Raw genomic sequence first — 26,469 nt, 5'->3', positions numbered from 1 at the left:
GCATTTTAAAATCCCCCTTAATCCCCCTTTTTCAAAGGGGGAAATATCTTTTCTTGGCTTCATTTGTAGAGTGGGTCTTGACCCACCCTACATAGAACCTGACAAGACGTTTAAACCCTTCTCACCATCAGCAAGAAGTAAGTTCCCCCAATCAGCGTTGCTACTAAACCCGCTGGCACTTCATAAGGGAACAACATTTGCCTGCCGAGCCAGTCGGCAAACACCATAATCAAACCGCCCAACAGGGCAGAGATTAAAATCTGTGATTTAGCACGATGCACACCTAAAAAACGGGAGATATGTGGCACTAACAAGCCGATAAAGCTCAGCGGTCCAATAATCAAGGTTGCTAACGCTGTGAGCAATGCGGTAAATAAAATCAAAATCCAACGGGTGCGTTTGAGATTTAGCCCTAACGCTTGGGCAACTGGGGCTTGTAACGCCAACAGTTCAAGCCAACGGCTAAACAGCAAGCTCAACGCAAGTAATACAAGGCTGCCACAGAAAAACGGCACAGCAAGATCGACGGTGATTTGTTGGGTTGAGCCTGATGTCCATGCAATCAGTTGATTGGCTCTTGGGTCGCCACTGGCAATCGCCATTCGTTGTAAGGTGTCGAATAGTGCCGATAGGCTAATCCCCGTGAGCAACACTTTTTCAGGCAACATTCCGTTGCGTTGGTTTATGGCGGTAAGAACCAACAAGGCGATTAACGCCCCTGCAATGCCTGCTAACCAAAACAGGCTGGTTTGAGCCGTTGATGAAAGAAACAGCACCGCCAAAATCCCCATTGATGTGCCTGACGACACGCCGAGCAGTTCAGGGCTTGCCATTGGGTTTAGGGCCAAACGTTGCAACAACACGCCAGCTACCGCCAACAAAATCCCGACCGCAAGGGCGGTTAAAATGCGTGGGTAACGCAGTTCTACAAGCGGTGCGTAAAAGTCGTTAAATTCCAACAAGATCCAACCGCTTGCACTTCTGCCTAAACTCAACGCCAGCCATAACACCAACAACAGAGCCACGATCAACAGCCATAAAGTCGGCAAGCGGAAACGGCGAGTCACGGCTGGGGATTGTTCGGTCAAACGTCCTGTATTCGCTAGCGATCTAAACATCAACCAAAGCAACAATGGCGTACCGAGTAGAGCGGTAACGGCTCCCGTTGGCAAATTGATCCCTTTAAAATGGGCAAGCAGTTGCAACAGCAGATCTGTTAGAGCAAGCAACAACGCCCCACAAGCAAAGGACGCAAGCAGTTGCCATTTCAACATTCGCACGCCAAGCTGACGGACAGTAGTCGCCGATGCCAAGCCGATAAAGCCCAACATTCCCACACAACTCACCACCGCTGAAATCAAATAAGCACTGATTAACACACCAAGAAAGCGTAAGCGGTTTACAGGCACACCAAGACTTTGGGCATTGCTGTCGTTGAGCGATAAGATCGTCAGCGGACGGAGCAACATTGCAATAATTCCACCACAAATCACCGCTTGTATCGCCAAAAAATGCGTATCTCGCCAACTCTCTTGAGTGAGCGATCCTGCCCCCCATTGTGCCAAGCCCCGAGCTTCTTCAGGGTAAAACAACATCATCAAGGCGGAAAACGAGCCAAAATAGAGATTGACCACCAAACCTGCCAAAATCAGCAACAACGGCGACATTGTTTTTCGCATTGCCAGCGTCAGCACGAGTAACAAACTCAAACCTGCCCCCAGCAACGCAATGGCACTTGCGCTAATCTCTAACCAGTTCGGCACAAAAATCGCCGTGATAAACAACGCAAACTGCGAGCCTGCACTGATCCCAAGCGTGTTATCGGACGCAAGGGGATTTGCCATCACTTGTTGCAACAGCAAACTTGCCAAGCCCAACATTCCGCCAGCCAGTAACGCAACGGCAATGCGTGGCAAGGTGTAACTTTGAATAAGCAAAATATCGAGCTGTTCACTTGGTTGGAACAGGCTGAATAGGGCTTGATTTTCAGGCAGTTGCAAGCCGAGCAACCACGCCGTTAGCCCAACCACACTACCTGCCAGTAACATAAACAACATCAACGGACGAGCTACCATTTTTCGCCCCCGTTGAGTAAGCCGTTCGCCAATACTTCCGCAAAGCGTTGAGCAGACGGAATTGCCCCGAATGTCCACACTTCAGGCAAAATCAGCGGATCTTTCGCCATTGTCAATTTTTGCCATAAGGTGTTGTGTTGTAAGGCGGAAGCGATATTAGACGGATAAGGTTTCACCACAATAAAACGGCTGTTTTGTGGCAGTTTCGCCAGTTGGGTAACTTCAATCACTTGAAAACCCCAATAGTTGTGATCCCCTTGCCAGCCGTTGCGAAAACCGAGTTGCGACAACACCGCACCAAAAGGGCTGTTTTCCGCATAAATGCGTAAATGGCGAGTGTCGATAAACTGCACCAACAGCACAGGACGGTCGGTAAATGGGGCAACAAGCGGTCGGATTTCAGCGATTTTTTGCAAATAATGGTTTACTAATTGTGTGGCTTTTTCAGGCTTGCCAACGATTTTTGCAATTTGCTGAGTGGCATCCATAACGTTCTGCCAAGCGTTGCCTTCCTTATAAAAATCCACTAAATGCACTTTGCCAAACTTTTCTAATACGGGTGAAGTTTGTGCATAAAAAGATGAATTGATAAATACCAAAGGCTGTGCATCAAGTTGCTTGGAAAGCGACCAAAGTTGTTCAGGGTTCGGCTGTAGACGAATACCAAGATCGAGCGTATTTTCAGGTAATTTAGGCTCAGAGACCCAAATTTGATAATTGACCGCATCACCAACAGCTCGTGGTTGTTCACCAAGGGCAATCAGCGTTTCTGCGACTGTCCAGTCGAGTGTGGCAAAGCCTTTTTGTTGCTCCCCAGCTAAAAGTGGATTTGCAAAAAAGAGAGAGAAAATGACCGCTTGTAATTTTTTCATCATACTAATAAAAACTCACCGGCCTATTGGTTTCAGGGTGGTTAATCACATTCAGCTCAATCCCATAAATCGCTTTAAGAGACGGCGTGTTGATGATTTGTTGTGAATTGCCTTCGGCGAGCAGTTTGCCGCTGTGCAGGGCAACGAGATGATCGCAATAACGAGACGCAAGATTGATGTCGTGGATCACGATAATTACGCCTAAATTCAGCTCTCGACTGAGCTTGTGGATAAGCTCCATTACTTCTACTTGATGTGCAATATCTAACGCCGCAAGGGGTTCGTCTAGCAGTAAAAATTGACTTTGTTGAGCCAACAACATCGCCAGCCAAATACGAGAGCGTTCGCCGCCCGAAAGCACATCGACCAACTGATCGGCGAATTTTTCCGTGTGGGTGAGATGCAAAGCACGCTCTATCGCCTGTTTGTCTTGTTCCGTTTGACGACCAAACAGCCCATTCCACGCATAGCGCCCCATTGCAATCAGCTCTTTGGCGGTGAGATTGGTGGCTTGTGGCAGATGCTGCGGAAGATAAGCGACACGTTTAGCAAACTCACGGTTTGACCACGTGGCAAGCGGTTGATTATCGAAAAGAATTTCACCCGATGAAATCGGCTGTTGTTTGGCAAGCAGTTTAATCAGCGTTGATTTGCCCGAGCCGTTATGCCCAATCAAGCCGTAAACCTTTCCTTGTTCAAATTGCACCGAAATCGGCTGTAGTAAAGTCCGATTTGGAATAGCAAAACTTGCCTGTTTAACCAAAAACATAAAAATCCGAGTGAAGTGTAAAGTTCTAAAATAATGTCGCCATTCTAATTAGCAATTATTATCATTAAAATAGTTTTTACATTTCTTTATCATTACACAATGAACTTACTCTTCAATTGTTTGGAATTAAATCAATTACGCCAAAATTTGTTTTCAGATAGGTTAAAACATTGTCGAAATTTGCTCACTTTTGTGGAAAAGCCAGACAAAATTTCTAATGCGATGTTTTTCCAACAACTCTATCATTCTGCATTGCCAGCGAGTTTTTCAGCGGTGTTAGCCGAACCGCAAAAAGCTACGTTGTCGATGTGGCAACGCTATTGGCTCAACGGTTTTATTATGCACTGGGTTTGGCTACTGCATAAATATCACCTACACCTTGTGCTAAGTGAGCAAGGTACGGCGTTAGACTTAACCACAAGCGGTAAGATCCGTGGCTTTTTAGTCAATTTGAGCTACACCCCCGTTCGCCAAGCCAAAACAAACGCAGAAAAACTGAAAGCCTATCAACAACTTAAACAGTTTCTGTCGCCGATTTTTAATCGTCTCACCGCCGTGAGCCGTTTAAACGAAGCGGTTTTTTGGCATAACTGTGCTAATTTGATTGAATTTAGCCTAAAAGAGCTTGAAGCGGACGGCGTAGAGATCAACGAAACCTACCGCCAACTGTTGTTAGAAAAGAAATGGAACGACTATGAATGGTCGCCCTTTTACAATACAGTGGAATATATCCCCTTCCCCGATCTGCCTTTCCCCCAGCCCGTGCGACTGCGAAAAGTCTGTTGCCACGCCCATTTGGACAGCAAAAATGATTACTGTGGCAACTGCCCAAAATTGAAAAAGATCTCGAAAGAAGAATTGGCAGAGTTAGTTAGAAAATGGGGTTAATCGCAAGGCTGTAATACCTGCTTACACTTTCTACAAATATAACTACGCCCATTTTTAACAATCGCATTGTGGCGACGTAAAGAGAGTTGGTGGGTTTGGCAGCCACAGCGGTAGGCAAATTGTTGCCCGACCACATTTGTTGTATCAAAGCAGTGATAAGTTTCGGCAGGGACGCCAAGCACCTGCTCCATCATCATTTTCCACTCTTTGCCGTGGGCTTGGACTCGCCCGAATTGGTGATAGACCAAAAGATGTGCGAGTTCGTGCGGAACGACTTGCGAAACAAATTCTGCGCCATTTTCTTGTAATAAGATTGGGTTAAGCCTAATTTCATTTTGTTGCAAATAGGCAACGCCTGCTTTTTGCCCCCGAACCGTATAAACCACCGTAGGTTCAGGAAAACGGGTTTGGAAATAGTCATTTGCCTTTTCCAAATCCCGTTTTAATTGGCGTTGAACTTGCATTTTTAGCTCACGAAGGGACATTAACGTGGGCAATCCATCACATTCCAGCTTTTATCGTAGCAGATATAAAGCTCATTTTTACTTGCGCCCAAATAGGCATCTTTAAGCTGTGGGTTAAATTTTTTCATCCACGCAAACAGCTCTTTACGAGAAAGCTCTTGCCCCGGTAAGTTTAAACTGCGAAAGAGCTGTTTCTGTTTAGCGAAATAATCTTCGGCACTGTTGAAAGCACAAGCCCCGTGTTTTTCCCATTGCCCTTGTAACAAACTTGCCCCGGGGGATTCAGGCATATATTGTTTAATCAAGCTTTCAGGCAATTTAGGCAAGTCACCTTGGCAGAAGCGTGGGTGATCAGAGGCATCTCTTGCCGTTGCCGATTGTGGCCATAAACCGTGAATCACCCAACCAAGCTGTGCGGCTTGATTACATTGAAAAGCAAGGTGTTGTGGAATTTCACCGTTATTTTTATTGCGTTGGTTTTCACAAAAACTTGGTGACCACGAGAGCGCAAGCATATAGTAATCCACAGACGCATTTTTATTCTGTCCGAGATTATCTCTTGCCATATTGGTATCGTAGTTGCCTAATTGACTAGGTACATCCACCTTTGTTGTTGGCTGTGCCGTTGTGTTATTCGGCTCTGACGATTTTGTGATAGCAGGCTTACTTTCGCTTTCTTTGCTTGCTTTTTGTTCGTTGTTAAACCAAGTCACCACGGCAAAAATACCAATGACAACTAGTGCAATAAGCTGTTGAATTGTTCTGTTTTTTGGGTTCTTTGAAGGTTTCATATTGTTTTAGTTGAGAAAAAAGTAGCGATATTTTAAATGAACTCAAATACAAGCGGTATGATTTTGGCAAAAATTTGCAAATATATTCTTTTTAGTTATATCAAATGCATTTCTTGTCGTTAACTTTCTATAAAAAATTGCTATGCTTGGCTCACTTTTAACGACTAACCAAACGAAGAAGGACAAACACGATGACTATCTATGCAGACAATTCAGAAACGATTGGCAATACTCCCCTTGTACGTTTAAAAAATTTCGGACAAAACGGCAATTTGCTAGTGAAAGTCGAATCTCGTAACCCAAGTTTTAGTGTCAAATGCCGTATCGGTGCGAATATGGTATGGCAAGCAGAAAAAGATGGCATCTTAACCAAAGACAAAGAGATCGTCGATGCCACCAGTGGTAATACAGGGATTGCTTTGGCGTATGTTGCTGCAGCGCGTGGTTATAAATTAACGCTCACTATGCCTGAAACAATGAGCATTGAACGCCGTCGTCTACTCCGTGGTTTAGGCGCAACTTTAGTATTAACGGAAGGCGCAAAAGGAATGAAAGGCGCGATTGCGAAGGCAGAAGAAATTATTGCCAGCGATCCAAATCGCTACATTATGCTTAAACAGTTTGAGAACCCAGCAAACCCAGCGATTCACCAACAAACCACAGGTCCAGAAATTTGGAATGCAACAGAAGGCAATATTGATGTGTTCGTGGCAGGTGTTGGCACAGGTGGAACCATTACAGGGGTAAGCCGTTATATCAAACAAGATAAAGGCAAACAAATTATCAGCGTTGCTGTTGAGCCAGCGGAATCGCCAGTGATCACCCAAACATTAAAGGGTGAAGAAGTAAAACCAGGCCCACACAAAATCCAAGGGATCGGCGCAGGCTTTATTCCAAAAAATTTAGATCTTAGCTTGATTGATCGTGTTGAACAGGTCGATAGCGAAACTGCAATTGCTACGGCTCGTCGTTTACTTTCAGAAGAAGGTATTTTAGTTGGGATTTCTTCGGGGGCTGCGGTGGCTGCTGCAGACCGTCTTGCAAAATTACCTGAGTTTGCGGATAAAACGATTGTCGCTATTTTACCATCTGCATCAGAGCGTTATTTAAGTACGCTATTATTTGAAGGGATTGAAGCGTAATAGATGTCCCCTTTGTCCCGTGGTGATATGGGGCTTTTTATCATTAAAAAACGGCATCATTGATGCCGTTTTTTCTTAGAGATTATTTATTTTTCAATAAATCACGGATTTCCGTTAATAATTTTTCTTCCGCTGTAGGCTCTGGTGCTTTTTCTGGCTCTGGCGCAGGGGCTTTTTTAAGGTTATTGATAATTTTCACCATTGCAAATACTGCCATTGCAATAATTAAGAAATCAAAGACGTTTTGGATAAATGCACCGTATTTTAATGTAACTGCTTCTGCACCATCTTGTGCTTCTTTTAATACGATAGCTAAATCTTTAAAATCAACGCCGCCGATTAATAAGCCGATTGGTGGCATTACAACATCGCTTACTAAAGATGACACGATTTTACCAAATGCACCACCGATGATCACACCGACAGCCAAATCAACTACATTGCCTTTTACCGCAAATTCACGGAACTCTTTTAAGATACTCATTTGTTTTCCTTAAAATAAAAAGATGGAATATAAAAATAACAAGCCACCCAAATGAGTGGCTTGTTGAGATTATAAACGGATTATCATAAAAGTTTGTAACATTTTTAACTTAATTTACGAATATTCTCGGCAAATCGGCTCACTTTCTGCCAATCGGTATATTCATACTCTTTGCTGGTATCCGTGTCGCCTTTGGTAATAAACATAATAAAGCGGATCATAACACGGTCGAAAAAAGTATAACGTGGATAGAATAACGCCCCTGCAATCACTTCGACTAAATTAGGTTGCCACTGAATGCGAGAGAGCAGTTTACGGGTATAAACATTGCTTTCTGGCGTATTGCGGTTGGCCTTACGAGCGGTCAGATTGACACTGAAAAATGCTGATTTTTTCTGATTTAACAACCCATAATGTTGCCTAATAAACTGTTCTAAAATCGGATCAAAATGCCCATAGCGAATAGACGCACCGATCACAATGCGATCATATTGAGCCAACTGTTCTGCGGACGGCTGTGGCTGTTCTCGTAATGAAATCAAGACCGTTTCACCGTCTAATTCGGTAGCGATCTTTTCCGCAATTTTTTTGGTTTGACCATCACGGGTTAAATAGAGAATGGCGGTTTTCATTTTAGGGTTTCCTTAATTAGGGGATAAACGGCTGTAACGTAACCTATTTTACCGTTTAATACATTAAAAAACTCAAGAAATTTGTGATTTATCAATAATGAGAACGTTCTATTTTGATTCAAATAAGAATGAAAATTAAAATCTTAGATGAGCCTTGCTCAAATTTATTTCATTACTAACTAAATGAGGAATAACCATATGAAATCAAAATTTTTACATAATGTCGTGACATTATTAGTCACATCAGTTGTAGCATTCTCTGTACAAGCTGCACCTAAAGAGAAAGTTCCTTATACTCAAGCAGGTTTTAATACCCGTTTAGCAGAACAACAGCAAGCTCCTATTCACTGGGTTTCTATTGAACAAATTAAGGAGAGTTTGAAAGACAAAGCACCGATGAATGTCAGTTTTGATATTGATGATACTGTGCTAGCAAGTAGTGGCTGTTTCTATTATGGGAAACAGAAATATTCACCAAATGATTATAGCTATCTTAAAAACCAAGACTTTTGGGATGAAATCAATGCGGGTTGTGATAAATATTCTATTCCAAAACAGGTCGCTCAAGATCTAATTAATATGCATCAAGAACGTGGCGATCAAATTTTCTTTATTACAGGACGTACTGCAGGTAAAGATGACCAAGTCACACCATTGTTAGAGAAAACCTTTGGTGTAAAAAATATGCAGCCAGTGAATTTTATGGGTGGACACGGTCAAGATAAACTAAAAACAAAATATAATAAAGCAGCAGGTATCTTAAAACATAATATTCAGCTCCATTATGGTGATAGTGATGATGATATTCTTGCTGCTAAAGAAGCTGGAATTCGTGGTATTCGTGTACTTCGTACCACAAGCTCTACTTATACTCCATTTCCACAAGCGGGTGGATATGGAGAAGAAGTCATCATTAATTCTAGCTATTAGGTAATTAAGGGAAGACCGATTCATAGGAATCGGTCTTTTTTGCAAAATTTTAAGGAAATCTCACCGCTTTTTTGATATGTTACGCCTAATTTTTTCTAATGAGATTGCAGACAATGAACGATATTCAATCTTCCCTATCTTCTCAATCAGCACAGCCTGAAACTACCCATTTTGGCTTTAAAACCGTTGCCAAAGAAGAGAAACAGCAACTGGTCGCCAACGTCTTTCACAGTGTGGCAGGCAAATACGATTTGATGAACGACTTACTCTCTTTTGGTATTCACCGTGTTTGGAAGCGTTTTACTATTGATTGCAGCGGCGTGCGAAAAGGGCAGAAAGTGCTGGATTTAGCAGGGGGAACGGGCGATTTTACCGCTAAATTCTCTCGCATTGTCGGTGAAATGGGCGAAGTGGTGCTTGCGGATATTAACAGCTCAATGTTGGAAGTCGGGCGTGAGAAATTGCGGAATCTCGGCGTGGTTGGCAATGTTAATTATGTGCAAGCGAATGCCGAATGTCTGCCTTTTGCCGATAATACTTTTGACTGCATTGTGATTAGTTTTGGCTTGCGAAATGTGACCGATAAAGACAAGGCGTTACGTTCGATGTTCCGTGTGTTGAAGCCAGGCGGTCGCCTGTTGGTGTTGGAATTTTCCAAACCGATTATCGACCCGATTAGCCAACTTTATAATTTCTATTCGTTCAACATTTTGCCAAAAGTGGGCGAAGTGGTGGTCAATGATGCGGACAGCTATCGCTATCTTGCCGAGTCAATCCGTATGCACCCAAAACAAGACGAATTAAAGGCAATGATGCAAAATGCAGGCTTTGAGAATGTCGGCTATTACAATTTGAGTGCAGGGATTGTGGCGTTACATCGTGGGTATAAATTCTAATGAACAGCGTATTGCAACAGTTGATGTTACCGCAGTTTGCTCTCGGGGCGGTTGAAACAGCGTTTAACGGCTTGATTGAACGCTCAAGCCAAACATTGCCGATCTTACGCAAACTGGCAGGGAAAATCCTTAAAATTCAGCTAAATCAGCCGAATTTGACGTTTTTTGTGATCTTCAGCGACAAGCGTACCGACTGGCTAGGCAGTTACGAGGGCGAAGCCGATTGTGCTGTCAGCCTTGATGCCACCGCCTTGCCAACCCTTGCCGATAAAAGCCGATTAAGTGAACTGATTAACAATAAAACCCTTGTGCTGACAGGGGATATTCAGGTGTTACAACACTTTTCGCAACTGCTTGATGAGCTTGAAAAAGATCCTGCAGAATTGCTTTCTCGTTTTGTCGGCGATGTGCCAGCTCAAGCCACCACCGATTTTGCCAAAGGCATTTTTACCAAACTGAAAAATCAATTTGTGCAAAACAGCCAACACCTTGTCGATAATCTCACCACCGAACGCCCTGTGCTTGTTCACCGCTTGCAACTGGTGGATTTTTACGATCAAGTGCAAGAGTTGGAGCAACAAGCGGTCAAATTAGAGCAGAAATTTGCGAAGTTGGGGATTTAATGAACATCAAAAACCTACGCCGTCTTTATCATATTATTCACACCTTTTTACGCTATGGCATTGATGAGGTGATCCCCGAGATTCCGCTAACACGTGGCGTGCGTTTGGGGCGGAAATCTCTGTTTTGGGTGAAAAATCAGTACCCGAATGAGCCATTTGGCGTGCGGTTACGCTTGGCGTTACAAGAGCTAGGTCCTGTTTGGATTAAGTTGGGGCAGATGCTCTCGACCCGTCGTGATCTGTTTGAGCCTGAACTTGCCGATCAGTTGGCTCTCTTGCAGGACTCGGTGGAGGCATTTGACGGTAAAATCGCTCGTCAGTTGATTGAACAAGCCTTAGGCGACAAGCTTGAAATGTGGTTTGATGAGTTTGATGAAACGGCATTGGCATCAGCGTCTATCGCTCAAGTGCATACGGCAAAATTCAACCAAAACCAACCGCTTGCAGGTAAGGAAGTAGTGTTGAAAGTGATCCGCCCTGATATTGAACAGGTGATCAACGATGATCTTGAGCTGATGTACCGTTTGGCGAGTTGGATCCCTCGCTTGAACAAAGAGGGCAGACGGCTACGTCCTGTGGAAGTGGTGCGAGAGTACGAAAAAACGCTGTTGGACGAACTTGATCTTCGCAAAGAAATGGCAAATGCAATCCGCTTGCGACATAATTTTGAGAACAGCGAAATGCTCTATGTGCCTGAAATGTATCAGGATTTTTGCCACAAAAACGTGATTGTAATGGAGCGGATTTACGGTATTCCTGTGGCAAATGTTGATGAACTTAAAGCCAACGGCACAGATATGAAACTGCTTGCCGAGCGTGGTGTGCAGGTGTTTTTCACGCAGGTATTTCGTGATAGCTTTTTCCACGCCGATATGCACCCCGGCAACATTTTCGTGAACCCGAATCACCCTGAAAATCCGCAGTATATCGGCATTGATTGTGGCATTGTCGGCACGCTAAATAAGAACGACAAACGCTATCTTGCCGAAAGTTTTGTGGCGTTTTTCAATCGGGATTACCGCCGAGTTGCCTTGATGCACGTGGAATCGGGCTGGACACCAGCGGATACCGATATTGATGCTTTTGAAGAAGCCTTTCGTGAAGTCTGTGAGCCGATTTTTGCGAAGCCTTTATCGGAAATTTCTTTCGGGCAGGTTTTGCTTAACCTGTTTAGTGTCGCCCGTGAATTTAATATGGAAGTGCAACCGCAGTTGGTCTTGTTGCAGAAAACCTTGCTCTACATTGAGGGATTAGGCAGACAGGTTTATCCACAGTTGGATTTGTGGCAAACGGCAAAACCGTTTTTGCAAGATTGGCTGAATGAACAAGTGGGTTTTAAAGCGATGTGGCGAGATCTCAAACAGAAAGCCCCGCAATTTAGAGAGCATTTTGCCGAATTTCCCGAAGCGATGTTTCAAGCCTTGCAACAGCAGAAACAGATTAACTTCCGCTTAAACGAAATTAATCAAAGCCTAAAAGCACAAAGCAACAATAAAGGCGTTGCCCATTTAGCGATTTTAGGTATCGCAATCGCAGGCACTTTTTGGAAATTTGAAGCCTTACCGTTGTGGGTGAGTGTGCCGTTGTTGGTGGTGGAGTTTGGATTATTAGTCAAAATGTGGTGGAGATAACAAAAAAATGGGCGAGAATTATCTCGCCCATTCTGTTAACCATAACCGGATTTTTATGCCCCAATAGGTTGAAAATCCCGTGGTATGACTTATCATTTTTCCATCTTTCACAATAATAAAAGTCGGGGTAGCTTGAATATCCCAACTCTTTGAGAATTCCCCCGCTGGGTCATTTATTGTTGGAAATTGATATCTATTTTCCTGCAGATATTTTTTTACTTCTTCATCTGTGCCTGATTTTAATGCGACGCCTAGAATCCCATGTCCTTCTTGAGCTAATTTATCCACTGCAGGTGAACTAAACTCACAGAATTTGCACCAACTTCCCCAAAAATAAAGTAATAAAGGCTTTTGATGACTTAATTGAGCAATCACTTTTGGTTGCTGATTAATATCATAAAGGACCTGCTCGGCAAACTGTTCAGGGGCAGTCGGTTTACGATACCAATCCATCACAACACTTAAAATGATAAAAAGGCTGCCGAAAAGTAAAATGTTTTTAATAAAGCGAGTTAGTAGACTTTGCTTTTTCATAATATGTCTCTGTGCGAATTCACATAAGAGCTTGCACCACGAGCGAGCATTCTAAGTTGCATGACGACACGTTGTTTTAATTTTTCTCTCTCTTGCGTATTCATATCTAAAGCATGAGAACCTGCGGTAAAAACCAACGTCACTAAACCTTCTGATTGAATGTAAGCTAACTCTCGACTTATTTGTTGATCTTTTAATTGAATATATTCTGCAAGTTCTGCCACAAAATGTTGAATTTCCCTTGATGCAGCAGTACGAAATGCTTGGGAAGTGCCTGAGCTTTCACGTAATAATAAGCGGAACATATTTGGGCGTTCTTCAATAAATTCAAAGAACGTATCAACAGAAATGACAACCACGCTCCCACCTTTTTCGAGACGTTTACGTGCTTGTCGCATTAGTTGACGTAAGATTAGCCCTGATTCATCAACCATCGCTAATCCAAGCTCATCCATATCTTTAAAATGACGATAAAAAGAGGTTGGGGCAATTCCAGCTTCTCTTGCGACTTCTCGTAAACTCAAATTAGAAAAGCTTTTTTCTGCGGTTAATTGATTAAAAGCCGCATCAACTAACGCTCGGCGAGTTTTCTCTTTTTGAACTGCTCTGACGCCAACAACACTCATCTTTTTTGTTCCATTAGTTGCTTAATTTCTTTCGCTAAACGTTCATAGCGCAAACGCAGTGGAGAACCTGGGCGATAAATCAATCCAATAGCACGATAAGGTTCAGGCTCACTAAAATGTAAATAAGTTAGCTTATCGTTACTCGCAGCGTTAGCTGCGAGTTCAGGTATAAATGCAATCCCAACATTAGCACTAACCATATTGCGTAACGTTTCTAGGCTGCTTGCTTTAAAATGCGTATTTTCGATAGCTCCACTTGAAAAACAGTAATCCATCACCTGAGTTCTTAAACAATGACCTGCATCAAGCATTAACATTTCTTTATCACGTAATTGGGAGAGAGAAATCGTCTCTTCTTTTGCCCATTCATGTTCATTAGAAACTGCTAATAACATTTTTTCATGGAAAATAGGTACTTCAATAAAAGGTTGGCTATTTTTATCAAAGGCTAAAATACCACAGTCTAATTGACCTGATTCGAGCTGTTCAACTAATGCAGCGGTTTGTAGTTCATAGATATACAACTCAAGATCTGGAAATAGCGATTTAAAATAAGGCAAAATAATCGGGGACAAATAAGGACCTAAGGTTGGAATAATCCCAATATGCAATGGTCCAGACATGTCACGTCCTTGATTGCTTGCCATTTCTTTAAGGATCTTTACTTCTCGTAGAATAATTTTAGCTTGCTCAACAAGTGTTAAGCCAGCTTGAGTAAATAAGACTTTACGGCTAGTTCTTTCTAATAAAATGGTACCTAATTCATCTTCTAATTTACGAATTTGACCACTCAGAGTAGGTTGGCTGACATTGCAGGCATCTGCTGCTTTCCTAAAATGTTTAAAGTCCGCAAGGGCAATTAAATATTCTAAATCCCGAATGTTCATATTTTTCCCCTATCAATATAATAGGCTAGATTATGTCACATTTATATGTAAAATAGCGAGTCTTTAAAACAGATATAGGAGAAAATAATGTCTTTAAAAGATATGACTGGACAAAAAGTTCCAAGTGTCACCTTTAAAACCCGTCAAGGCGATGCTTGGGTTGATGTAACAACCGATGAGTTATTCAGTAATAAAACTGTTATTGTATTCTCTTTACCAGGTGCATTTACCCCAACATGTTCTTCAACTCACTTACCACGCTATAATGAACTAGCAAAAGAATTCTATGCCTTAGGTGTAGATGAAATCGTGTGTGTATCAGTTAACGATACCTTTGTTATGAATGCGTGGAAAGCAGATCAAGAGTCTGAAAATGTTACTGTTATTCCAGATGGTAATGGCGAATTTACTGAAGGTATGGGAATGCTTGTGGGTAAAGAAGATCTTGGTTTTGGTAAACGTTCATGGCGTTATTCTATGCTTGTGAAAAACGGCGTAGTAGAAAAAATGTTTATTGAGCCACAAGAGCCAGGTGACCCATTCAAAGTATCTGATGCAGACACAATGATCAAATACTTAAACCCAAATTGGTCAGCAAAACCATCGGTGGCAATTATCACTAAACCAGGCTGTTCATTCTGCGCTAAAGCAAAAGCACTTTTAACAGAAAAAGGCTTCGCTTTTGAAGAGATCGTACTTGGTCGTGATGCAAGTACAACATCTGTACGCGCAATTACAGGTCGCACAACGGCACCACAAGTATTCATCGGTGGACAACACATCGGTGGAAGTGACGATTTAGAAGCTTATTTTGCTAAATAAGACGAGTCACATTCGCAAAAAATAGTAAAAAACCGACCGCTTATGGTCGGTTTTTTGATATTAGTCGACACGAATTTGGTGTAAGAACCGTTTTGTCCGTTCATGCTGTGGATTACTAAAAAGCTGTTTTGGAGAACCTTGTTCAACAATCTCTCCACCATCCATTACCACCACAATATCCGCCACATCTAACGCAAACTTGATTTCGTGGGTGACGACAACCATTGTCCAGCCTTCGTTTGCCAGTTCTTTCATTGTGTTTAACACATCTTGGACTAGCTCTGGGTCAAGGGCGGAGGTTGGTTCATCAAACAACATCAATTCAGGCTGAATGGCTAAGGCTCTTGCAATGCCGACACGCTGTTGCTGCCCCCCTGAAAGTTGGAAAGGGTAGAGATCGACTTTATCGGCAAGCCCGACTTTCGCAAGCAACGCAAGGGCTTCGGCTTTGGCTTGCTCAGGCTTTTTGCCTTGTACAAACACAGGGCCTTCCATTACGTTTTCCAACGCCGTTTTGTGTGGAAACAGGTTGTAGTTTTGGAACACCATACCTGATTTACGGCGTAGGGTTAAAATCTCTTTTTTCGCCGACTTTGAAGCAAAATCAATCTGTAACGGTGCGTCATTATCAAAGGTAATGGTGCCTTGCTCTGGCATTTCAAGGGCGTTTAAACAACGTAGGAAAGTGGTTTTGCCTGAGCCGGACGGCCCTAAAATCACCACCACTTGCCCTTTCTGAATATCAAGATCAATCCCACGCAAAATAGGATTATCGCCAAAGGTTTTATGAATGTTTCGTACTTTAATCATTTATTTTGCCACATATCGATCAAAACGTTTTTCTAAGCGTGCTTGAATAAAGAACAGCACCCAACAGAAACACCAGTAAATCAAGCCAGCTTCAATATAGACTGGCAAGAAGTCGTAAGACATATTTGCCACCTGCTGAGCCACACGGAACATTTCCGTTACCGTCACCACAGACGCAAGGGAAGTATCTTTGAACAAGCCGATAAAGGTATTGCTCAACGGCGGTACTGCAACACGAAAGGCTTGTGGAGCAATGATACGGCGGAATGTTTGCATATAGGTCATACCGATAGTATAACCTGCTTCCCATTGCCCTTTCGGTACAGAAAGAATTGCCGCCCGAATGGTTTCTGACGCATAAGCTCCGATATTTAAGGAAAAGCCGATAATCGCCGCAGGGATTGGATCGATAAAAATGTTAAGAGCAGGCAAGCCGTAGAAGACGATACAGATCTGCACCAACATCGGCGTACCCCGAATAATCGAGATATAGCCTTTAACAAACCACAGTAACAAGCGGTGAAAAACGCTATTGACCGGCGTAACTCGCACCAACGCCACGCCAACCGCAATCATCATACCGATAATAAAAGAGGCAATAGCGAGCGGAATAGAAACTAAAAAGGCCGCTTGTACCATCGGCCAAAAGCCATTTATGACCAGCTCAACTCGAGCTTCGGTCATAAATGGCAGAGAGAGAAGAAAATTATTTAACACTGATATCTTTACCAAAGAATTGTTCACCTAATTTCTTAAGTGTACCGTCTTTTTTCAATTCTTCAACAGCTTGGCTAATTTTTGCTAGGGCTTCTTGGTTGCCTTTGTTCACAATAAAACCAGCGCCAACTTTATCTGTCGCTTCCCACACTGGTTTTAAGCCTGAATTTGGGTTTTTCTTCAAGTAATCTAACAACGCAAGGGAGTCGTTAAAGGTTACGTCTGCACGTTTTTGTTGAATTAACAATAATGCTTGAGCCATACCATCAACCGCCACGATTTCCGCCCCATTCTTCTGAGCTAATTCACCGTAGTTAGAACTTAAAGTTTGAGCGGCTCTTAAGCCTTTCACATCTTCTGCTTTACTTACACGGGTTTCATCTTGACGAGCCAATAACATTGCCCCAGACCAGCTGTACTCTGCGGATTTATCAAAAGTCGCTTGACGCTCTGGCGTGGTTAAGCCCACTTGATTTGCCACGATGTCAAAACGCTCCCCTTTTAAACCTGCCAACATTGCGTCCCATTGGGTCTCTTTGAAATCGACTTTCACACCTAATTTTTCTGCAACAGCACGGGTAACTTCCACATCGTAACCTGTTAATTTACCGCTTGCATCGTGGTAAGTGAATGGGGCATAAGTCCCTTCTGTACCAACGGTAATGGTGCCTTTGCTGTTGATACGATCTAATAAGCTCTCTTTAGCAAATGCGGTAGAAGAAGTTGCCACAGCCGCAATCGAAAGTGCAATCACTGATAATTTTCTAAACATAATAAGTTCCTTTTGATAGGTAAATTTGATTGACTGCAAATTTAAGGGCAAATCTGACCGCTTGCAAATAACCAAATGGCATATTAAACAACCAAAAGTTTGGTTCTATAAAAACATCTTGATTTCATTGCAAATTCAGTCTCTCTTTGTATAATCAATTCTTTTTTACTCTTTGAGGTTCTATGTCATTTAACTCGGAAAACAGTTGGAAAAGTGCATTAAAACTCACTATGCCGATTTTTATGGGATACCTTGCGGCTGGGATTGCTTACGGAATGTTAGCCACTAATGCTGGAATGCCCGCATGGTTTACGGTGATTATGTGTTTTACCGTTTTTTCAGGCACAGCACAGTATGCCGCTATTCCCTTTTTTGTTTCAGGGGCAGGATTGGTCTCGGTATTTTTAAGTACACTGTTGATGAGTCTCCGCTTTATTTTCTATACCCTGAATATGCATCAATCATTGCCAAAAGGAAAATTAAGTCGCTTCTTTACGCTAAGTTATTTAACCGATGAAAATTTTGGTGTATTAACGACATTGTCTCCTGAAACTCGCCAAGCGATGATGTTGAAAATTAGTCTTTTAGGGATGTTTTATTGGACATTTGCAACGATTATCGGCATTTTATTGGGAGATTCTGTATCACAATATATTCCTAATTTAGACTTTGCTTTACCTTGTCTTTTTGCGATTTTAGCCTATGAACAATATCGTAGCCAAAAGCAGTGGAAACCGATTTTTATCGCCCTTATTGGCTTTTTACTCGCAGGGCAAATCACTCAAACAAGCGTATTACTTGTTGCCATTGTTATTGCGATTGTGATTGTTGCGTTACTACCACAATCATTTACAGAGAAGAAGGGAGAACAAAATGGAAACGCTTGATATTATTTATATGCTCATTGCGTTGGTGCTTGGTACCCAACTTTGTCGTTTTATTCCGCTATTTTTACCAAAATCAGTGCTATCTTCGCCGATTTTGCAAAAATTAAATAAAATGTTACCGCTTGTTATTATGACATTATTGGTGCTGACCAGTTTAAGTTTACCTAAGGAGAACGAAGGCTATACACTCTTTTTAGCACAAGTCATTGCCCTTATTTTAGTGATCGTGAGTTATAAAGGATTTAAAAATATTTTACTTAGTGTGGGATTGGGAATTTTGAGTTTGAATGGTTTACTGTGGGTATTAAGTTAGAAAGGTTGGCAGATGCCAACCTTTATTTTATGCATTTTTTACAATCGCCAAAATATCCGCAAAATCATCACACACATAGTCAGGCTCCGACTCGCTAATTGGAATGTTGTAGTTATATCCATAAGTTAAACCCACACTTTCACAGCCTGCCGCTTTTGCTGCCAATATATCGTTTTTAGAATCGCCAACGAATAACATTTCGTGCGGATACAAACCAAATTTACCACAGAGATAATAGAGCGGTGCAGGGTGTGGTTTAATCGTAGGGAGTGATTGCCCACCAAGTGCTTCAGAGAAAAGGTGATCAATGCCAAAAGCTTTTAAAACAGGTAAAACGTGTTTTGTCGGTTTGTTAGTTACCACCGCTAAAATATAACCGTCTGCTTTTAAGGCTTCTAATGTTGATTTTACATTCGGGTAGAGTTGGCTGATATTGCACACATTCTCACCGTAAAAATACCCAAAACGACGTTTAATTTGAGCGAGTTCTTCTTCACTAAATTCGTTTGCTTTGCCTGTCCATTCTATTCCTTTCGCAAACAACACATCTGCACCATTGCCAATCCACGTCAGCACAAGTTCTTCAGGGGCTTGTGGTAATCCCGCTTCTGCAAAAGCAGAGTTGAGTGATAATGCCAAATCAGGCAAGCTATTGACCAAAGTGCCATCAAGATCAAAACCAATTAATTTAAATGTCTTTGCCATTTTTCTCTCCTTAAAATACAAGCGGTGAGAATTTGCAAATTTTTTGCCGAATCTCACCGCTTGTGGTTATCTGTTTTTTTGAAGTTTATATGCCACTAACATAATCACGATGCCCCCAATAATCATTGGCATAGAGAGCAGTTGCCCACGGGTGATTAAGTCTGCGGCGGTATTGACGCTCGGGTCGAACTCTCGGAAGTACTCGACAATAAAACGAAATACGCCATAGCCAAGCAGGAACAAGCCTGCGACAGAGCCTGTTGGGCGTGGTTTACGGATAAACCAATTCAGTATTAGAAATAGCACTAAACCTTCTAACACGGCTTCGTAAAGTTGAGATGGGTGACGTGGTAAATAGCCACCGTTTGGGAACATAATTGCCCACGGCACATCGGTCACTCTCCCCCAAAGTTCATCATTAATGAAATTGCCGATACGCCCTAAGCCTAAACCGAACGGAATAAGCGGAGCGATAAAATCTGCCGTTTGCCAAAAGCTACGGTTTTGACGACGAGAAGTCCAAAGCATTGCGACAATCACACCGATTAAACCGCCGTGGAACGACATTCCCCCTTCCCAAATGCGAAAGAGATAAATAGGATCAGCAAGAAAACGGTCGAAACTATAAAAGAAAACATCGCCGATTCGTCCACCTAACACCACGCCCCAGAAACCGTTAAAAAGCAGTTGATCGACTTGCTCGGTTGTCCATATGCCATTGGAATTTTTCGCCCGTTTTGTGCCTAACCAATAGGCAAAACCGAATCCCAACAGATACATAATGCCATACCAGTGAAGTGAGACGGGGCCTAGTTTTAACGCAATAGGGTCAATATTAGGAAAAGCTAAAAATTGTTCGTTCATAAATCCTCAAATAAAAATAGCTAACAAGCGGTCTGATTTAGACAAAATTTTGCCATTATTTCAAAAACATATTGATCCCAACAAACATCAGGAATATCGCAAACGCTCGTTTTAAAATAGGTACAGGTAATTTATTGGCGGCACTTGCCCCTAATTTTGAGGTAAATACAGATGCCATAGTAATGCCCAATAATGCGGGCAGATAAACATAGCCCAGTGAATATTCAGGGAGATTTGGTTGATTCCAACCACTCAGAATAAAGCTAATGGTAGCGGCTAAACCTAATAATCCGCCACAAAAAGAAGAGCTACCAATCGCTTTTTTAAGTTCAATACCACGGCTATTTAAAAATGGCACAATAAATGCACCACCTGCGATGCCCGCCACACTGGATAACGCCCCAATAATTCCCCCTGCAATAATGGTAGATTGCACGGTCAATGGCTTAGGAGCTTGTTGTTTGGGCTTTAATGCTAAGAACATTTTGATCGAATTGTATAACACTAAAATCGCAAAGAGTTTGGTCAAGACGGATTTTGGGAAATCGCTGACAATCAAGCCTGAAATAAAGACCGAAACCATCAATGCGGGCGCAAAATATTTTAGTAACGACCATTCTACATTACCCAATTTATGCTGACGCTGTGCCGCAGAAAAGGTTGTTAGAACAATGGTTGAAAATGATGTTCCTAGTGCTATTGACATCAGTAGTTCGTCTGACACACCTAATTTAGGTAAGAGATAAACGAGTGTGGGTACGATAATCATACCACCTCCGATCCCAAATAAACCCGCAAGAAAGCCAGCGATTGCGCCAAGCACAAGAAAGGCGATAAACATTTCGATCATGATTTTTTTCCTTTAAAAGTGCGATAAGGTTTGCGAAATTCACGTTTAGGTTGATGAAAATCTCGCCTTTCGCTCTTTGTCTCTTTGGCGTCTCTCGGTTCTCTTTGTTCTTTAGTCACAGCAACATCACGCTGTTCTTCTCGCATTTTCTCGTGTTCTGATTTTTTCATTTCGCCCATTAATACTTGAGCAAACTCTTTCATCACCTTGCGATAAACATCTCGTTTAAAGGAAACCACTTGTCGCACAGGATACCAAAAGCTCACCCAACGCCAGCCATCAAATTCAGGTGTTTTACTGGCTTTTAGGTTAATTTTGCTTTCATCTGTAATCAGTTGTAGTAAGAACCAACGCTGTTTTTGCCCAATGCAGACTGGGTGTGTTTGCTCATTACGAACCAAACGTTTTGGCAATTTATATTTTAGCCAATACTTCGATGCCCAAAGTAATCGTACATCTTTTTTGGTTAAGCCGACTTCTTCATAAAGCTCACGGTACATTGCTGATTCAATGTTTTCATTCTCGTTAATTCCCCCTTGTGGAAATTGCCAAGAGTTCTGTCCAAACCGTTTTGCCCAGAGAACTTGTCCTTGCTTATTGCAGATGACGATACCAACATTCGGGCGGTAACCATCGAAATCGATCAATTTAGACCGCCTTATTTACAAAATTTTAAGATGGCAGAATTGTTTCATACTTCGGCGTTTAGAACAACCGCCAAGATACAACAAGCGGTCAGATTTAGGCATTTTTTTACAAACTGTAGATAAAGCTGTGGATAAGTTGAAAATAGATTGCGAAATCTCGTGGGATAACCTTGGAATAGACAAGATCTTATATGCGATCTTTTTTCTGAAAAGATCGAAGTGATACTGGCTAACTATACATTTACCTGTTCAATTTCTTGGCAAAAAAGAATAAGTCAGGCAAGTTTGGTTTGATTTCTTAAATTTTTCCACATTTCACATCGTTTTATCCCCATTGTCTGTGGATAAAAATGTGATAGATCGGAATAATGATCGTGTATAACTAAAAATAAGGTGTAGCGTCTATCTTTTTCTTTATTAAAAACAATAAGTTAGAATATTTTTGTTGCAGTGGAAAACGACTGTAGATTTTTTAATCTAAAAAATAATGTGGCTTAAGACTTTCTTAAGATTTATTTAGTTTAATAAGCGCCAACAAAGCAACATAGCTTTGATTTATAAACTTAACTTGGAGCAATTTATGAAAAAAGTAACATTAATCTCAACTTTAGTATTATCAACCTTAACCGCATCAGCATTTGCAAATAGCCAAAATGGTGGTTTTCAAGATCCTAATGCGCCACAACAAACAACCCAAGTAAAACAAAAGGGCGAGTTTAGACATGGCGGTTATATGAATAGCAATCAAGCGGTAAGTAAAGTAACGGAAGTTTCATCAATGAATGATGACCAATATGTTGTTTTACAAGGCAAAATTGTTAAACAAGTAGGGAAAGAAGATTTCTTATTCCGTGATGCAAGCGGTGAAATCAATGTTGAAATTGAACGCAAAGCGTGGGTAGGACAAGAAATCACCCCAAACAATGAAGTCAAACTTTATGGTGAAGTGGATAAATCTTGGAACAAAACAGACATCGAAGTTCACCGTGTAGAAAAATTAAATTAATGCGATAATACGAAGTGGCAGTGATGCCACTTTTTCTATTTGGGAGATCAAGATGCGAATTTTATTAATTGAAGACGATTCCTTAATTGGTGAAGGCTTGAAATTAGGGCTAAGTAAATCAGGTTTTAGCGTGGATTGGTTTACGGACGGTAAAACAGGCTTAGATGCCTTAAGCTCTGCGCCTTATGATGCCGTCGTGCTTGATCTCACCTTACCTAAAATGGACGGATTAGATGTCTTACAAAATTGGCGACGAGCCAATCAAGATGCACCTGTGTTGATCTTAACCGCACGAGATACCCTAGATGAACGTATTACGGGATTACAACGGGGAGCAGATGACTATCTCTGTAAACCTTTTGCCCTTGCCGAAGTGGTTGCCCGCTTACAAGCCTTGATTCGTCGACGCTATGGGCATACCAACCCGATTATTGAGCATAGTTTAGTCAAGTTTGACCCAAACCAGCGTAAAGTTTTCCTTAAAGATCAGGAAGTGACGTTGACTACACGAGAATACAATTTGCTTGAGCTATTTATGCTTAATCGAGATCGTGTACTCACTCGTTCGTCCATTGAAGAAAAACTCTATACATGGGACGACGAAGTCAATAGTAATGCCCTTGAAGTTCATATTTATAATTTACGCCAGAAGTTAGGCAAACAGTTTATTCGCACCGTTCACGGTGTCGGTTATGCCCTAGGAAAAAACGATGAAACTCATTAAAAATACCAGTTTACGTTTTCGTTTAATGCTGGTGATCTCTTGTTCTGCCGTCTTAATTTGGCTTATTTCAACAGCGGTTGCGTGGATACAAGTACGCCATGAAGTCAATAAAGTCTTTGATACTCAACAGATCTTATTTGCACAGCGCTTGGCGTCTTCTGATTTACGCACCTTATTAATGGAACGCAAACCGCCAAAAGCATATAACGGCGAATATCACAAAAAGCCCTTCAAAAAAGCGAAGTTTGATGATGATGCCTTAGCGTTTGCCATTTTTACTGCACAAGGCGAGATGGTACTCAGTGATGGCAATAATGGCGCACATTTCCCTTTTAAAAATATAAATGGCTTTTCAACATCGCCACTAAACCACGAAGATGATGATCCATGGCGTATTTTTTGGTTACCTATTGGTGATCGCTTCGTCGTCGCAGTTGGGCAAGAGCAAGACTATCGAGATGATCTCACTCAAGGCATGGTATTTAGCCAAATGTGGATCTGGTTTGCCAGTTTACCGCTTTTACTTGGTTTAATTGTTTGGGTGATTAATCGTGAATTACAATCGCTAAAACGTGTTGGCGAGCAAGTCAAACAGCGAGCCCCTGAAGATAACAGCCCGCTTTCAACCGATGTTCCGAAAGAAATTCTACCGTTGGTCAACAGCTTAAATCACTTTTTTGATAAAACATCGACCATGTTACTCAGAGAGCGCCGTTTTACTTCTGACGCTGCCCATGAATTGCGTAGCCCTTTAGCTGCCTTGAAAATTCAGACAGAAATTGCCCAGCTTGCAGGAGATGATAGCGCCTTGCGAGACAAAGCATTAGGAAACCTAACCCAAGGCATTAACCGAGCAACACAATTAATTGAGCAACTGCTTACACTCTCTCGTTTAGATAATCTGACAGAGTTAGAAGGTGTTGAACCTATTCATTGGGATAAACTTATTCCTTCACTGGTGGGTGAATTGTATTTCCATGCACAAAAACGGGATATGGAGATCGAGTTTGAACAAACAGGCATACCCGCAGTACAGCAAGGTCAACCACTGTTGCTCTCATTGATGTTACGCAATCTTATTGATAACGCTATTAAATATGGTCAGCCAAAGAGTAAGATTCGAGTGATATTAGAATCAAATCGAATCACTGTTGCAGATAATGGCGGAGGCGTAGATGAAGCAGATTTAGCCAAACTAGGACAGCGTTTTTACCGCCCAGCTGGACAAAATGAAAAAGGCAGTGGGCTTGGATTATCCATTGTTAAACGCATTGCCGAGCTTCATCACTATCAAGTGAAGATTGAAAATAGCGAGCTTGATGGTAAGAAAGGGTTAAAAACGACCATTCTTCTATAAGATTTCACTTACACAAGCGGTCAGATCCCATTCGTTTTTTGCAAAAAACAGAAGGGAACTGCCCGCTTGTCGTTTTGATTAACTTGCCAATGCCTCACGCTGTGCCGTAAACAACTGCTCAATGCCTTTATGAGCTAAATCAAGCAGTTGCAACAGTTCCATATGGCTAAATGGTTCGCCTTCGGCAGTGCCTTGCACTTCCACCAAACGACCGTCTTCGACCATCACCACATTCATATCCGTTTCGGCGTTGCTGTCTTCCACATACTCTAAATCGCAGACCGCTTGTCCATCGACAATGCCGACCGAAATCGCCGCAACCAACCCTTTCATCGGATTTTCTTTGAGCAGGCCATCAGCGATCAGCTTGTTAATTGCATCGTGTAGGGCAACGCAAGCCCCTGTGATTGATGCGGTGCGAGTGCCGCCATCGGCTTGAATAACATCGCAGTCCACCGTAATGGTGCGTTCGCCAAGGGCTTTTAAATCGACCACCGCACGCAAAGAGCGAGCGATCAATCGCTGAATTTCCATTGTACGACCGCTTTGTTTGCCTTTTGCCGCTTCACGTTGAGTACGGCTGTGAGTGGCTCTTGGCAACATTCCATATTCCGCCGTAACCCAACCTTGCTGTTGCCCTTTTAAAAAGCGTGGCACGGTTTCTTCAACAGTGGCATTACATAATACTTTGGTTTCGCCAAACTCCACCAGCACCGATCCTTCCGCATAGCGAGTGTAGTTTCGAGTGATTTTAACGGGGCGAGTTTGATCAACAGGACGATTATTTGGACGCATATTTATTCCTTTTTACGAAAAATTTCCCCTATTTTAGCAGAATAACAAGTACAATATGGCAAATTTTGTAACAAATAAGAGAGAGTACAATGATTTACAGTATGACCGCTTTTGCCCACCTTGAGCTGAAAAAAGAGTGGGGTAACGCTGTGTGGGAAATCCGCTCAGTGAATCAACGTTTTTTAGAAACCTATTTCCGCTTGCCTGAAGCGTTTCGCAATTTAGAGATGAATTTGCGTGAGCGTCTGCGTACCGCTTTAACTCGTGGCAAGGTGGAATGCAGTTTGCGAATTGAACTAAACACCAACCAAAACAATGGCTTAGCCTTAAATCAGGAGTATGCAAAACAGGTGATCAGCTCGCTACAATGGCTAAAAGAGACCGCTCAAGCGGGTGAAATTAATTTGGTGGATATTTTGCGTTTTCCGGGCGTTGTCGATAACCAAAACCAAGATCTCGACCAAATCAGCCAAGATCTTCTCGAAGGCTTTGAACAGATCCTAGCAGATTTTATCGCAATGCGTGGGCGTGAAGGAGCGAATTTGCACAGCCTTATTCAACAACGTTTAGATGCAATTGCAGATGAAGCAGCCAAAGTGCAAGCTCAAATGCCTAGCGTTTTACAGTGGCAAAAAGACCGCTTGCAACAACGTTTTGACGAACTCAATCTGCAACTTGACCCACAACGTTTAGAGCAAGAAATGGTGCTGTTGGCTCAAAAAGTCGATGTGGCGGAAGAGCTGGATCGCTTGCAACTGCACGTGAAAGAGACCACATCAATCCTGAAAAAAGGCGGGGCGGTAGGGCGTAAATTGGACTTTATGATGCAAGAGCTAAACCGTGAAGCCAATACCCTTGCGTCTAAATCGATCAACGCTGACATCACCAATTCTGCGGTGGAAATCAAAGTGTTGATTGAACAGATGCGTGAGCAAATTCAGAATTTGGAGTAAGTA

Annotated in this window: 31 protein-coding genes; 13 read left to right on the top strand and 18 right to left on the bottom strand. The window is 42.2% G+C overall.

All coding sequences use genetic code 11. The features are described 5' to 3' along the window. Positions 1 to 110: 110 nt before the first annotated feature. From fhuB to C5N92_RS05520, 3 genes are read right to left on the bottom strand one after another with little or no spacing between them, the layout of a single operon-like run. Positions 111 to 2,075 (bottom strand): Fe(3+)-hydroxamate ABC transporter permease FhuB, encoded by a 1,965-nt coding sequence (gene fhuB, locus C5N92_RS05530; protein ID WP_111749856.1) that lies wholly within the window; start codon positions 2,073 to 2,075, stop codon positions 111 to 113. Then, positions 2,069 to 2,950 carry an iron-siderophore ABC transporter substrate-binding protein gene (locus tag C5N92_RS05525; protein ID WP_181015874.1) on the bottom strand — a complete coding sequence of 294 codons (882 nt, stop codon included), beginning with the start codon at positions 2,948 to 2,950 and terminating at the stop codon, positions 2,069 to 2,071. Before C5N92_RS05525 ends, fhuB begins: the two co-directional genes overlap by 7 nt. A 1-nt stretch (position 2,951) precedes the next feature. After that, positions 2,952 to 3,716 carry an ABC transporter ATP-binding protein gene (locus tag C5N92_RS05520; protein WP_111749855.1) on the bottom strand — a complete coding sequence of 255 codons (765 nt, stop codon included), beginning with the start codon at positions 3,714 to 3,716 and terminating at the stop codon, positions 2,952 to 2,954. 99 nt (positions 3,717 to 3,815) lie between these two features. Between C5N92_RS05520 and fhuF the strand changes: the two genes are divergently transcribed. Then, on the top strand, positions 3,816 to 4,604 hold the full coding sequence (fhuF, locus tag C5N92_RS05515) for a siderophore-iron reductase FhuF (protein ID WP_111749854.1): 789 nt from the start codon (positions 3,816 to 3,818) through the stop codon (positions 4,602 to 4,604). Here fhuF and C5N92_RS05510 read toward each other — a convergent pair. Both C5N92_RS05510 and C5N92_RS05505 read right to left on the bottom strand, forming a co-directional pair. Further along, on the bottom strand, positions 4,601 to 5,089 hold the full coding sequence (locus C5N92_RS05510) for a SprT family zinc-dependent metalloprotease (RefSeq protein ID WP_111749853.1): 489 nt from the start codon (positions 5,087 to 5,089) through the stop codon (positions 4,601 to 4,603). The genes fhuF and C5N92_RS05510 overlap by 4 nt on opposite strands. Continuing rightward, positions 5,089 to 5,859 (bottom strand): ribonuclease T2 family protein, encoded by a 771-nt coding sequence (locus tag C5N92_RS05505; protein ID WP_111749852.1) that lies wholly within the window; start codon positions 5,857 to 5,859, stop codon positions 5,089 to 5,091. The genes C5N92_RS05510 and C5N92_RS05505 overlap by 1 nt, the downstream gene beginning before the upstream one ends. A gap of 191 nt (positions 5,860 to 6,050) precedes the next feature. Between C5N92_RS05505 and cysK the strand changes: the two genes are divergently transcribed. Then, positions 6,051 to 7,001, top strand: a complete 951-nt coding sequence (gene cysK, locus C5N92_RS05500) for a cysteine synthase A (RefSeq protein WP_111749851.1) — start codon at positions 6,051 to 6,053, stop codon at positions 6,999 to 7,001. Positions 7,002 to 7,083: 82 nt separating this feature from the next. Here cysK and mscL read toward each other — a convergent pair whose 3' ends face one another. Together mscL and hemG are read right to left on the bottom strand one after the other, a co-directional pair. Continuing rightward, a complete protein-coding gene (gene mscL, locus C5N92_RS05495; protein ID WP_111749850.1) occupies positions 7,084 to 7,485 on the bottom strand; it encodes a large-conductance mechanosensitive channel protein MscL in 402 nt (133 codons plus the stop codon). 104 nt (positions 7,486 to 7,589) lie between these two features. Next, complete coding sequence (gene hemG, locus C5N92_RS05490; protein WP_111749849.1) at positions 7,590 to 8,117, bottom strand: menaquinone-dependent protoporphyrinogen IX dehydrogenase; 528 nt, start codon at positions 8,115 to 8,117, stop codon at positions 7,590 to 7,592. 198 nt (positions 8,118 to 8,315) lie between these two features. Between hemG and aphA the strand changes: the two genes are divergently transcribed. The 4 genes from aphA to ubiB all read left to right on the top strand — a co-directional run bounded on the left by aphA (position 8,316) and on the right by ubiB (position 12,197). Next, positions 8,316 to 9,047, top strand: a complete 732-nt coding sequence (gene aphA, locus C5N92_RS05485) for an acid phosphatase AphA (protein WP_111749848.1) — start codon at positions 8,316 to 8,318, stop codon at positions 9,045 to 9,047. 113 nt (positions 9,048 to 9,160) lie between these two features. After that, complete coding sequence (ubiE, locus tag C5N92_RS05480; RefSeq protein ID WP_111749847.1) at positions 9,161 to 9,943, top strand: bifunctional demethylmenaquinone methyltransferase/2-methoxy-6-polyprenyl-1,4-benzoquinol methylase UbiE; 783 nt, start codon at positions 9,161 to 9,163, stop codon at positions 9,941 to 9,943. After that, the gene (locus tag C5N92_RS05475) at positions 9,943 to 10,566 is read left to right on the top strand and encodes a ubiquinone biosynthesis accessory factor UbiJ (RefSeq protein ID WP_111749846.1); all 624 of its coding nucleotides are present in this window, start codon (positions 9,943 to 9,945) and stop codon (positions 10,564 to 10,566) included. Before ubiE ends, C5N92_RS05475 begins: the two co-directional genes overlap by 1 nt. After that, positions 10,566 to 12,197, top strand: a complete 1,632-nt coding sequence (gene ubiB, locus C5N92_RS05470) for a ubiquinone biosynthesis regulatory protein kinase UbiB (RefSeq protein ID WP_111749845.1) — start codon at positions 10,566 to 10,568, stop codon at positions 12,195 to 12,197. The genes C5N92_RS05475 and ubiB overlap by 1 nt, the downstream gene beginning before the upstream one ends. Positions 12,198 to 12,215: 18 nt before the next feature. Here the strand turns inward: ubiB and C5N92_RS05465 are convergent, their stop codons facing one another. Genes C5N92_RS05465 through oxyR form a run of 3 tightly spaced genes read right to left on the bottom strand, consistent with a single transcriptional unit; the run spans position 12,216 to position 14,244 of the window. Further along, a complete protein-coding gene (locus C5N92_RS05465) occupies positions 12,216 to 12,731 on the bottom strand; it encodes a protein disulfide oxidoreductase (protein ID WP_181015873.1) in 516 nt (171 codons plus the stop codon). Next, on the bottom strand, positions 12,728 to 13,357 hold the full coding sequence (fabR, locus tag C5N92_RS05460) for an HTH-type transcriptional repressor FabR (RefSeq protein ID WP_111749843.1): 630 nt from the start codon (positions 13,355 to 13,357) through the stop codon (positions 12,728 to 12,730). The genes C5N92_RS05465 and fabR overlap by 4 nt, the downstream gene beginning before the upstream one ends. Then, positions 13,354 to 14,244 carry a DNA-binding transcriptional regulator OxyR gene (gene oxyR, locus C5N92_RS05455; RefSeq protein WP_111749842.1) on the bottom strand — a complete coding sequence of 297 codons (891 nt, stop codon included), beginning with the start codon at positions 14,242 to 14,244 and terminating at the stop codon, positions 13,354 to 13,356. Before oxyR ends, fabR begins: the two co-directional genes overlap by 4 nt. 87 nt (positions 14,245 to 14,331) lie before the next feature. Between oxyR and C5N92_RS05450 the strand changes: the two genes are divergently transcribed. Then, positions 14,332 to 15,066 carry a glutathione peroxidase gene (locus C5N92_RS05450; protein WP_111749841.1) on the top strand — a complete coding sequence of 245 codons (735 nt, stop codon included), beginning with the start codon at positions 14,332 to 14,334 and terminating at the stop codon, positions 15,064 to 15,066. Between the two features lie 60 nt (positions 15,067 to 15,126). Here C5N92_RS05450 and C5N92_RS05445 read toward each other — a convergent pair whose 3' ends face one another. From C5N92_RS05445 to C5N92_RS05435, 3 genes are read right to left on the bottom strand one after another with little or no spacing between them, the layout of a single operon-like run. After that, positions 15,127 to 15,876 carry an amino acid ABC transporter ATP-binding protein gene (locus C5N92_RS05445; RefSeq protein WP_111749840.1) on the bottom strand — a complete coding sequence of 250 codons (750 nt, stop codon included), beginning with the start codon at positions 15,874 to 15,876 and terminating at the stop codon, positions 15,127 to 15,129. Then, complete coding sequence (locus C5N92_RS05440) at positions 15,877 to 16,593, bottom strand: amino acid ABC transporter permease (RefSeq protein ID WP_111749839.1); 717 nt, start codon at positions 16,591 to 16,593, stop codon at positions 15,877 to 15,879. Then, positions 16,583 to 17,365, bottom strand: a complete 783-nt coding sequence (locus C5N92_RS05435) for an amino acid ABC transporter substrate-binding protein (protein ID WP_111749838.1) — start codon at positions 17,363 to 17,365, stop codon at positions 16,583 to 16,585. Before C5N92_RS05435 ends, C5N92_RS05440 begins: the two co-directional genes overlap by 11 nt. A gap of 182 nt (positions 17,366 to 17,547) precedes the next feature. Between C5N92_RS05435 and C5N92_RS05430 the strand changes: the two genes are divergently transcribed. Both C5N92_RS05430 and C5N92_RS05425 read left to right on the top strand, forming a co-directional pair. Next, positions 17,548 to 18,252 (top strand): AzlC family ABC transporter permease, encoded by a 705-nt coding sequence (locus C5N92_RS05430; RefSeq protein ID WP_111749837.1) that lies wholly within the window; start codon positions 17,548 to 17,550, stop codon positions 18,250 to 18,252. Then, positions 18,239 to 18,565, top strand: coding sequence for an AzlD domain-containing protein (locus C5N92_RS05425; protein WP_111749836.1), 327 nt, complete (start codon positions 18,239 to 18,241; stop codon positions 18,563 to 18,565). Before C5N92_RS05430 ends, C5N92_RS05425 begins: the two co-directional genes overlap by 14 nt. Before the next feature lie 27 nt (positions 18,566 to 18,592). Here the strand turns inward: C5N92_RS05425 and C5N92_RS05420 are convergent, their stop codons facing one another. From C5N92_RS05420 to rppH, 4 genes are all read right to left on the bottom strand, one after another. Next, positions 18,593 to 19,270 carry a phosphoglycolate phosphatase gene (locus C5N92_RS05420; RefSeq protein WP_111749835.1) on the bottom strand — a complete coding sequence of 226 codons (678 nt, stop codon included), beginning with the start codon at positions 19,268 to 19,270 and terminating at the stop codon, positions 18,593 to 18,595. 66 nt (positions 19,271 to 19,336) lie between these two features. After that, positions 19,337 to 20,134 (bottom strand): prolipoprotein diacylglyceryl transferase, encoded by a 798-nt coding sequence (lgt, locus tag C5N92_RS05415; RefSeq protein WP_111749834.1) that lies wholly within the window; start codon positions 20,132 to 20,134, stop codon positions 19,337 to 19,339. A 55-nt stretch (positions 20,135 to 20,189) separates the two neighbouring features. Further along, positions 20,190 to 20,984 carry a sulfite exporter TauE/SafE family protein gene (locus C5N92_RS05410; protein WP_111749833.1) on the bottom strand — a complete coding sequence of 265 codons (795 nt, stop codon included), beginning with the start codon at positions 20,982 to 20,984 and terminating at the stop codon, positions 20,190 to 20,192. Continuing rightward, positions 20,981 to 21,631 (bottom strand): RNA pyrophosphohydrolase, encoded by a 651-nt coding sequence (rppH, locus tag C5N92_RS05405; protein ID WP_111749832.1) that lies wholly within the window; start codon positions 21,629 to 21,631, stop codon positions 20,981 to 20,983. Before rppH ends, C5N92_RS05410 begins: the two co-directional genes overlap by 4 nt. Before the next feature lie 580 nt (positions 21,632 to 22,211). Here rppH and C5N92_RS05400 point away from each other — a divergent pair. From C5N92_RS05400 to qseC, 3 genes are read left to right on the top strand one after another with little or no spacing between them, the layout of a single operon-like run. Beyond that, positions 22,212 to 22,637: a YgiW/YdeI family stress tolerance OB fold protein gene (locus C5N92_RS05400; RefSeq protein WP_111749831.1), complete on the top strand. Its 426-nt coding sequence runs from the start codon at positions 22,212 to 22,214 to the stop codon at positions 22,635 to 22,637. Between the two features lie 52 nt (positions 22,638 to 22,689). Beyond that, a complete protein-coding gene (locus C5N92_RS05395; RefSeq protein ID WP_111749830.1) occupies positions 22,690 to 23,361 on the top strand; it encodes a response regulator in 672 nt (223 codons plus the stop codon). Further along, a complete protein-coding gene (gene qseC, locus C5N92_RS05390; RefSeq protein WP_111749829.1) occupies positions 23,348 to 24,718 on the top strand; it encodes a quorum sensing histidine kinase QseC in 1,371 nt (456 codons plus the stop codon). Before C5N92_RS05395 ends, qseC begins: the two co-directional genes overlap by 14 nt. 78 nt (positions 24,719 to 24,796) lie before the next feature. On the opposite strand, the gene rph is transcribed toward qseC, so the two are convergent. Further along, positions 24,797 to 25,513, bottom strand: a complete 717-nt coding sequence (gene rph / locus C5N92_RS05385; RefSeq protein WP_111749828.1) for a ribonuclease PH — start codon at positions 25,511 to 25,513, stop codon at positions 24,797 to 24,799. A gap of 89 nt (positions 25,514 to 25,602) precedes the next feature. On the opposite strand from rph, the gene C5N92_RS05380 reads away from it, so the two are divergent. Further along, entirely contained in the window at positions 25,603 to 26,466 is an 864-nt protein-coding gene (locus C5N92_RS05380) for a YicC/YloC family endoribonuclease (RefSeq protein WP_111749827.1), read from the top strand. The last annotated feature ends 3 nt before the right edge of the window (positions 26,467 to 26,469 follow it).

The sequence above is a fragment of the Glaesserella australis genome, from assembly GCF_003260095.1.
GTDB lineage: Bacteria > Pseudomonadota > Gammaproteobacteria > Enterobacterales > Pasteurellaceae > Glaesserella > Glaesserella australis.
This window is presented reverse-complemented; position numbering and strand designations above follow the sequence as displayed.

Excerpts from the sequence above, each read along its gene's own strand:
- fhuB (WP_111749856.1), bottom strand. The coding sequence starts at position 2,075 with ATGGTAGCTCGTCCGTTGATGTTGTTTATGTTACTGGCAGGTAGTGTG.
- C5N92_RS05525 (WP_181015874.1), bottom strand. The coding sequence starts at position 2,950 with ATGATGAAAAAATTACAAGCGGTCATTTTCTCTCTCTTTTTTGCAAAT.
- C5N92_RS05520 (WP_111749855.1), bottom strand. The coding sequence starts at position 3,716 with ATGTTTTTGGTTAAACAGGCAAGTTTTGCTATTCCAAATCGGACTTTA.
- fhuF (WP_111749854.1), top strand. The coding sequence starts at position 3,816 with ATGAACTTACTCTTCAATTGTTTGGAATTAAATCAATTACGCCAAAAT.
- C5N92_RS05510 (WP_111749853.1), bottom strand. The coding sequence starts at position 5,089 with ATGTCCCTTCGTGAGCTAAAAATGCAAGTTCAACGCCAATTAAAACGG.
- C5N92_RS05505 (WP_111749852.1), bottom strand. The coding sequence starts at position 5,859 with ATGAAACCTTCAAAGAACCCAAAAAACAGAACAATTCAACAGCTTATT.
- cysK (WP_111749851.1), top strand. The coding sequence starts at position 6,051 with ATGACTATCTATGCAGACAATTCAGAAACGATTGGCAATACTCCCCTT.
- mscL (WP_111749850.1), bottom strand. The coding sequence starts at position 7,485 with ATGAGTATCTTAAAAGAGTTCCGTGAATTTGCGGTAAAAGGCAATGTA.
- hemG (WP_111749849.1), bottom strand. The coding sequence starts at position 8,117 with ATGAAAACCGCCATTCTCTATTTAACCCGTGATGGTCAAACCAAAAAA.
- aphA (WP_111749848.1), top strand. The coding sequence starts at position 8,316 with ATGAAATCAAAATTTTTACATAATGTCGTGACATTATTAGTCACATCA.
- ubiE (WP_111749847.1), top strand. The coding sequence starts at position 9,161 with ATGAACGATATTCAATCTTCCCTATCTTCTCAATCAGCACAGCCTGAA.
- C5N92_RS05475 (WP_111749846.1), top strand. The coding sequence starts at position 9,943 with ATGAACAGCGTATTGCAACAGTTGATGTTACCGCAGTTTGCTCTCGGG.
- ubiB (WP_111749845.1), top strand. The coding sequence starts at position 10,566 with ATGAACATCAAAAACCTACGCCGTCTTTATCATATTATTCACACCTTT.
- C5N92_RS05465 (WP_181015873.1), bottom strand. The coding sequence starts at position 12,731 with ATGAAAAAGCAAAGTCTACTAACTCGCTTTATTAAAAACATTTTACTT.
- fabR (WP_111749843.1), bottom strand. The coding sequence starts at position 13,357 with ATGAGTGTTGTTGGCGTCAGAGCAGTTCAAAAAGAGAAAACTCGCCGA.
- oxyR (WP_111749842.1), bottom strand. The coding sequence starts at position 14,244 with ATGAACATTCGGGATTTAGAATATTTAATTGCCCTTGCGGACTTTAAA.
- C5N92_RS05450 (WP_111749841.1), top strand. The coding sequence starts at position 14,332 with ATGTCTTTAAAAGATATGACTGGACAAAAAGTTCCAAGTGTCACCTTT.
- C5N92_RS05445 (WP_111749840.1), bottom strand. The coding sequence starts at position 15,876 with ATGATTAAAGTACGAAACATTCATAAAACCTTTGGCGATAATCCTATT.
- C5N92_RS05435 (WP_111749838.1), bottom strand. The coding sequence starts at position 17,365 with ATGTTTAGAAAATTATCAGTGATTGCACTTTCGATTGCGGCTGTGGCA.
- C5N92_RS05430 (WP_111749837.1), top strand. The coding sequence starts at position 17,548 with ATGTCATTTAACTCGGAAAACAGTTGGAAAAGTGCATTAAAACTCACT.
- C5N92_RS05425 (WP_111749836.1), top strand. The coding sequence starts at position 18,239 with ATGGAAACGCTTGATATTATTTATATGCTCATTGCGTTGGTGCTTGGT.
- C5N92_RS05420 (WP_111749835.1), bottom strand. The coding sequence starts at position 19,270 with ATGGCAAAGACATTTAAATTAATTGGTTTTGATCTTGATGGCACTTTG.
- lgt (WP_111749834.1), bottom strand. The coding sequence starts at position 20,134 with ATGAACGAACAATTTTTAGCTTTTCCTAATATTGACCCTATTGCGTTA.
- C5N92_RS05410 (WP_111749833.1), bottom strand. The coding sequence starts at position 20,984 with ATGATCGAAATGTTTATCGCCTTTCTTGTGCTTGGCGCAATCGCTGGC.
- C5N92_RS05400 (WP_111749831.1), top strand. The coding sequence starts at position 22,212 with ATGAAAAAAGTAACATTAATCTCAACTTTAGTATTATCAACCTTAACC.
- C5N92_RS05395 (WP_111749830.1), top strand. The coding sequence starts at position 22,690 with ATGCGAATTTTATTAATTGAAGACGATTCCTTAATTGGTGAAGGCTTG.
- qseC (WP_111749829.1), top strand. The coding sequence starts at position 23,348 with ATGAAACTCATTAAAAATACCAGTTTACGTTTTCGTTTAATGCTGGTG.
- rph (WP_111749828.1), bottom strand. The coding sequence starts at position 25,513 with ATGCGTCCAAATAATCGTCCTGTTGATCAAACTCGCCCCGTTAAAATC.
- C5N92_RS05380 (WP_111749827.1), top strand. The coding sequence starts at position 25,603 with ATGATTTACAGTATGACCGCTTTTGCCCACCTTGAGCTGAAAAAAGAG.